6 protein-coding genes are annotated in these 6096 nt (G+C 70.2%); 3 read left to right on the forward strand and 3 right to left on the reverse strand.

Features of this window, described 5'->3' with window-relative positions:
- Window positions 1-163 precede the first annotated feature (163 nt).
- On the forward strand, window positions 164-1054 hold the full coding sequence (locus tag ABT08_RS13060) for a tagatose-bisphosphate aldolase (protein ID WP_056519272.1): 891 nt from the start codon (window positions 164-166) through the stop codon (window positions 1052-1054).
- A 95-nt stretch (window positions 1055-1149) separates the two neighbouring features.
- Window positions 1150-2202, forward strand: a complete 1053-nt coding sequence (locus ABT08_RS13065) for a LacI family DNA-binding transcriptional regulator (RefSeq protein ID WP_288115243.1) — start codon at window positions 1150-1152, stop codon at window positions 2200-2202.
- On the opposite strand, the gene ABT08_RS13070 is transcribed toward ABT08_RS13065, so the two are convergent.
- The 3 genes from ABT08_RS13070 to ABT08_RS13080 all read right to left on the reverse strand — a co-directional run bounded on the left by ABT08_RS13070 (window position 2152) and on the right by ABT08_RS13080 (window position 5567).
- Complete coding sequence (locus ABT08_RS13070) at window positions 2152-3627, reverse strand: mannitol dehydrogenase family protein (protein WP_056519264.1); 1476 nt, start codon at window positions 3625-3627, stop codon at window positions 2152-2154. The genes ABT08_RS13065 and ABT08_RS13070 overlap by 51 nt on opposite strands.
- Window positions 3628-3717: 90 nt before the next feature.
- Window positions 3718-4701, reverse strand: coding sequence for an ABC transporter substrate-binding protein (locus ABT08_RS13075; RefSeq protein WP_056519280.1), 984 nt, complete (start codon window positions 4699-4701; stop codon window positions 3718-3720).
- A 59-nt stretch (window positions 4702-4760) separates the two neighbouring features.
- Window positions 4761-5567: an ABC transporter permease gene (locus ABT08_RS13080; protein ID WP_288115244.1), complete on the reverse strand. Its 807-nt coding sequence runs from the start codon at window positions 5565-5567 to the stop codon at window positions 4761-4763.
- 11 nt (window positions 5568-5578) lie between these two features.
- Here ABT08_RS13080 and ABT08_RS13085 point away from each other — a divergent pair, with 11 nt between their 5' ends.
- Window positions 5579-6001 (forward strand): hypothetical protein, encoded by a 423-nt coding sequence (locus ABT08_RS13085; protein WP_288115245.1) that lies wholly within the window; start codon window positions 5579-5581, stop codon window positions 5999-6001.
- Window positions 6002-6096: the final 95 nt, after the last annotated feature.

The raw sequence follows: 6096 nt of genomic DNA on the forward strand, positions 1-6096 counted from the left end.
CCGACGTCACCGTCTCCACCCGCGAGCAGGACACCGCGTACGGCGCAGCCCGTGTGGCCGCGCGCCTCGTGTCCGCATCCCCCGCGGCGACACCGACCACCCCCTAGAGCCTGCGGACGTGGCATCCGCCCGTCTGCCATCGACCCCCACCAAGGAGCACCCCATGAACGAACTGACCACGCTCGAGCGCCGCGCCCTCCAGTCGATCTCGACCCCGGACGGCAACATGCTCATCGTCGCCGCCGATCAGCGCAACGGCATGAAGGCGGCCATCAAGGACGCCCCGCACGGCTCCGACGCGATCACCCGCGAGGAGCTCGCCGAGGTCAAGGCGGACCTCGTGCGCCACCTCGCCAACCACGCCCCGGCCATCCTGCTCGACCCCGAGGTCGCGCTTCCCGGGATCGTCGACGACGGTGTGCTCTCGCGCGAGACGGCGCTCGTCGTCGGGCTCGACGCGTCCGGGTTCGAGACCGTCGACGGCCTGAAGTACACCCGTTACGTCCCCGGCGCGACTCCGCACTCCATCCGTGAGCAGGGCGCCGACGTCGCCAAGATGCTCTGGTACACCCGCCCCGACAAGCAGGGACTCGACTCCCGCGTGGCCGGTGAGATCCGCGACCTCGTCGCCGCGTGCGAGGCGGAGGGCCTGCTGCTGATCGTCGAGCTGCTCACCTACCAGCTCGAGGGCGAGAGCGACGAGGAGTACGCCGCCGCCTTCCCGACGCTCGTCGCCGACGGTGCTGCGCTCGCCGTCGCGTGCGGGGCGAAGATCCTCAAGCTCCAGTACCCGGGCTCCGCCGAGGGCTGCGCGCGCGTGACCGAGGCCGCCCAGGGCGTGCCGTGGGCCGTGCTCTCGGCCGGCGTCGACCACGAGACGTTCATCGGTCAGGTGGCCACGGCCGTCGCCCACGGCGCCGCGGGCGCCATGGCGGGCCGTTCGCTGTGGAAGGACTCCCTCTCGGCCGACGCCGGACGTCGCGAGGAGCTGCTGACGAACCGTGCCCTGCCCCGCCTGCGGGAGCTCGCCGACGCGGTCGACGGCCGCGCCTGACACCCGACGACCCCCGGGCGTCGACCACGGCTCCCGGGGGATAGGGTTGCGCGAGATCCGAGGATCCGGGGAAAGACGCGAAGGGGAGAGCGCCGATGTCGACGATGCGTGATGTCGCCGCCCGTGCGGGCGTGAGCACGAAGACCGTCTCGCGGGTGTTCAACGACGATCCGCACGTGCTGCCCGCGACCCGCGCCGAGGTCGAGAAGGCCATGCGCGAGCTCAACTACGTGCCGAACGTGCTCGCCACCACGTTCCGTGCCGGTCGCGCATCGGTGATCGGCGTCGCGGTACCGGACATCGTCGACCCGTTCTTCGCGGCCATCGCTCGGGCGATCGAGGACACCGCGCGTGCCCAGGGCATCTCCACCCTCGTCACCAGCCTCGGCGACGACCCCGTCGATGAGCGCGACGCGATCGAGTCGATGCTCGGGCGAAAGCTGTCCGGGCTCGTGGTCGCCCCGGTGGGCCTCGATCATTCGTGGCTGCAGCGCTGGCGGGAGCACACGCCGATCGTCTTCGTCGACCGAGGCCCGGTAGACCTCGAGACCGACACGTTCACCGAGGACGACGAGCAGGGCGCGCACCTGGCGGTCTCCCATCTCATCGCCCACGGTCACCGCCGCATCGCGTACGTGGGCGACGTGCTGCATCTGTCGACCGAGACGAAGCGGTTCGAGGGGTGGCGCCGGGCACAGGACGAGGCCGGCATCCGTCGTTCGGACGACCTCGTCGAGGTGATGGTGTCGGATCGGGATGCCGCGGCCGCGGCGCTCGTGCGCCTGCGTGCGCTGCCCGAACCGCCCACGGCTCTCTTCTCCGCCAACGCGCGCACCTCGATGGCGCTCGCGCATGTGCTGCGCGCGGACCCGATGGCGATGATCGGGTTCGGCGACTTCCCGATGGCCGATACGCTCACGCCGTCGGTGTCGGTCATCGACCAGGATCCGTATCGGCTCGGCGCGCTCACGTCGCTCTCGTCGAGCGCGAGTCGTGCCGGCTTCCGGCGCCCGCGGGCGACTGACGGCGGAGGGCGTCGCACGTCCGTCGGACGGCGCACGCGTCCGGCGCTGCCCGGCCGTGGCCGGGCAGCGCCGTCAGCCCTGGAGTGCCTCGATCGCGCCGCGTGCGCCGCGCTCAGCGAGTGAGGCGCGCGCAGCGATGAACGCCGCCCGCAGTGCCGCATCGACTCCCAGTTCGCCGAACACGGGCGCGTAGTCGAGGAACGCGCCGGGTCGTGCCCCCTCCCGGGCGGCGGCCTCCTGCAACTCGCCCAGTCGGCGATCGACCGCCGGCAGAGCGGTGCCGGGCTCCGCGCTGCGCTCGAGGAACACGCTCCACGCGGCCAGCACGAGTGCCGCGCGGCGGATGTCGCCGCCGGAGGCGAGGCGGGACCGCACGACCGGCAGCAGGAACTTGGGGATGCGATCCGAGCCGTCCACGACCTGGCGGGCGAGCGTGTCACGGATCGCCTCGCTGCCGAAGCGCGCGATGAGGGTCGCGCAGTAGGCGTCGAGGTCGATGCCCGGCACGGGTTCGAGCGTCGGAATCGCCTCGATGTGCATGTAGTCGAGGAGGAACCCGACGAAGAGCGGATCGGTGCACACGTCGTGCACGAAGCGCTCACCCGCAAGGATCCCCAGGTAGCTCATCGCCTGGTGGGACGCGTTGAGCAGCCGGAGCTTCATGAGCTCGTACGGCAGCACCTCGTCCACGAGCTGCACGCCGACCTCGTCCAGTGCCGGGCGGCCGAGGGGGAAGTCGTCCTCGAGCACCCACTGCTCGAACGACTCGGAGTGCACCGGCCAGCCGTCCTCGATGCCGATGTCGCGCGAGACCGCGGCGCGCGTCTCGTCGGTCGTGACGGGGGTGATGCGATCGACCATCGAGTTCGGGAACGACACCGTCTCGCCGATCCAGGCGGCCAGGTCGGAGTCGACGCGCTCCGCGAATCCGAGCAGCGCCGTGCGCGCGACGTGGCCGTTGCCCTGGATGTTGTCGCACGACATCACCGTGAACCCGGGGACGCCGGCGTCGCGGCGGCGCCGCAGCGCCGCGGTCAGATAGCCGAGCACACTGCGGGGCACGTCCGACGACGACCCTTCGAGATCTGCGAGCACCGCGGCATCCACCGGCCGGAAGGCGCCGGTCGCGTCGTCGATGCCGTACCCGCCCTCGGTGATCGTGAGCGAGACGATGCGGGTGTCGGGGTGCGCGAGCTTGTCCAGCACAGCGGTGGGGTCATCGGGGGCGTAGAGGTACTCGATGAGGGAGCCGACGACCCGTGCCTCCGTCGACCCGTCGGGCGCGGTGGTCACGAGGGTGTAGAGGCCGTCCTGCGCAGCGAGCACGTCGCGCATGGCGACGTCGGAGGGGAGCATCCCGATGCCGCAGATCCCCCACTCGGTGGACCCGGTGCCGAGAACGCGATCCAGATACATCGCCTCATGGGCGCGGTGGAAGCCGCCGACGCCGATGTGGACGATGCCGGTGCGTACGCGCGAACGGTCGTACTCCGGTACGGCGACGGTGGGGGCGAGGTCGCCCAGGGTGGCGGCCGACAGGGTGGTCATGAGCGGGCTCCTCGGTGGATGTCGCGGGGAATGCGGAGGCCCGCGGGCGGCCGGTACCGGCGCGCCCGCGGGCGGGTGGTGGTGTGGTGGTTAGCCGCAGGAGGACTGGTAGACGGCGTCTTTGGCGGTGGTGTCGACGTTGTCCTTGGTGATGACGGTGAAGCCGGTCTGGATCTTGGCTTGCACGGTCTGGCCGTTGAGGGCGGCGAGGGCCTGGGCGACGGCGTCCTTTCCGATGGTGCCGGGTTCCTGGGCGACGAGGGCTTGGACGGTGCCGTCCTTGAGGGCCTTGACCTGGGCGGGTCCGGCGTCGAAGCCGACGACGGTCACGCCGGTCTTGCCGGCCTGCTTGATGCCGGTCGCGGTGCCTTCGGCGGCGAACAGGTTCGCGGCGAAGATGCCGACGATGTCGGGGTCCTTCTGGAGGGCTGCGGTGACGATCTCCGCGGCGGTGGCGGGCTCGTTGTGGGAGTACTGGATGCCGAGGGAGGTGAACTTCGAGTCCTTCGCGACGGCGTCTTCGAAGCCGGCGGCGCGGTCGTCGCTGGTGGAGATGCCGGGGTCGATGGACACGACGAGGACCTTGCCGCCGTCGGGGTGGGCGGCCTTGATCGCGTCGAACGCGGCCGCGCCGCCGCCCTTGTTGTCGGAGGAGATCTGGGACACGGCCATGGACGGGTCCTGCAGGGTGGTGTCGACGAGGACGACCTTGATGCCGGCGGCGGCGGCCGCGGCGATGGGGGCCTGCATCGCGGTCACGTCGGTCGGGGCGATCAGCAGCGCGTCGGGCTTGGAGGCCACGACCGCGTCGACGATCGGCTTCTGCAGGGTGGGGTCGAACTTCTCCGGTCCCTGGGTGGTGACCGTCGCGCCGGCGGCTTTCGCGGCGGACTGGATGCCGCACTGCATCGAGATGTAGAACTCGTCACCGGCCACGCCCTGCACGAACGCGATCTTCGGTCCCGTTCCGCCCGACGCGGACGATCCGCCCGATCCCGACGAACAAGCCGACAAGGCGAACATCGCGGACGCGCCCACAGCGACGACCGCCAGAGCCTTCGTATTCCACTTCATTGTGACTACCGTTTCTCTTGGTGAATTGATGGGTTGATTCATCAGGTCGTCGCGGGCCGTCACCCGCGGCGACCCCCACTGACGAACTTTCGCCAGAGGCCTTGGGAGTTGCCGCGCATGGCGGCGGAGCGACGCACCTGGTCGACGTAGACCGCGGTGATCAGCACGGCGCCGACGGCGACCTGCTGCCAGAACGGCTGCACACCGGTGATCACGAATCCGTTCTGCAGCACCGCGGGGATGAACAGACCGATCACGGTGCCGAAGATCGTGCCGACGCCGCCGAACAGCGACGTGCCGCCGATGACGACCGCGGCGATCACGTTGAGGTTCGTCTGCGACTGACCGGCGATCGCCGTGGTCGAGAACTGCGCGAGCGAGAGGACGCCGGCGACACCGGCCAGCGCGCCCGAGAGCGTGTAGACGGCGATGAGATGGCGGTCGACCTTCACGCCGACGCGACGCGCCGCGATCTCGCTGGATCCCACCGCGTAGGTGTGGAGCCCGAAGCGCGTGAAATGCAGCACGATCCCGCCGATGACGACGATGACGAGGGCGATCACGGAGATCATCGGGACCGTGCCGAACACGTTGCCGTAGCCGATCGAGGTGGTGAGCACGAGCGGCACCTCGCGGATGTCGACGCCGCCGGTGAGGATCTGGGCGAATCCGAGTCCCATGCCGAGGGAGCCGAGCGTGACGATGAGGGGCGGGATCTTGCCCTTGGCGATGAGGAAGCCGTTGAACAGGCCCCAGAGGATGCCGGAGGCGATCGAGACGAGGATGCCGATCGTGGCGACACCCCAGCCGTCGCCGCCGATCGCGCGCATCGTCATCGCGGAGACGACGCCGGAGAAGACGAGCACGGATGCCGATCGTGGCGACACCCCAGCCGTCGCCGCCGATCGCGCGCATCGTCATCGCGGAGACGACGCCGGAGAAGACGAGCACGGAACCGATCGACAGGTCGATGCCCGACGTCGAGATGACGAAGGTCATGCCGACGGCGAGGATCGCGAGGATCGAGGCGTTCTGGAGGACGAGGCGGAAGTTGGACCACTGCGCGAACGTCGTGGGTGCCAGGGCGCCGAAGATCAGCACGATCACGAGGAGGACGAGGAAGATCTGGAAGGCCTGTGCGCGCAGGAGCTTGCGCACGAAGCCGGCCTTCGGCTCGGTGAGGGTGCCGATGGCGACCGTCTCCGTCCGCGGCGCGGCCGGGCTGCTCGAGGTGGCGGAGGTGTTCTCCTTCGCCGACTGCGTCGTGCTCATCGGGCCGACTCCTTCGTGTCGTGGGTGACGGCGCCGGTCATGAGTCCGACGAGTTCTTCCATGGATGTGTCTTTCGCGGGGATGTTCGCGACGCGGGTGCCCAGACGCAGGACCTGGATACGG

Origin of the sequence: Microbacterium sp. SCN 71-21, assembly GCF_001725695.1 — a bacterium.
GTDB lineage: Bacteria > Actinomycetota > Actinomycetes > Actinomycetales > Microbacteriaceae > Microbacterium > Microbacterium ginsengisoli.

Bases quoted from the DNA above. Each gene is read 5' to 3' on its own strand.
- ABT08_RS13075 (WP_056519280.1), bottom strand. From the start codon at position 4,701: ATGAAGTGGAATACGAAGGCTCTGGCGGTCGTCGCTGTGGGCGCGTCC.
- ABT08_RS13065 (WP_288115243.1), top strand. From the start codon at position 1,150: ATGTCGACGATGCGTGATGTCGCCGCCCGTGCGGGCGTGAGCACGAAG.
- ABT08_RS13060 (WP_056519272.1), top strand. From the start codon at position 164: ATGAACGAACTGACCACGCTCGAGCGCCGCGCCCTCCAGTCGATCTCG.
- ABT08_RS13070 (WP_056519264.1), bottom strand. From the start codon at position 3,627: ATGACCACCCTGTCGGCCGCCACCCTGGGCGACCTCGCCCCCACCGTC.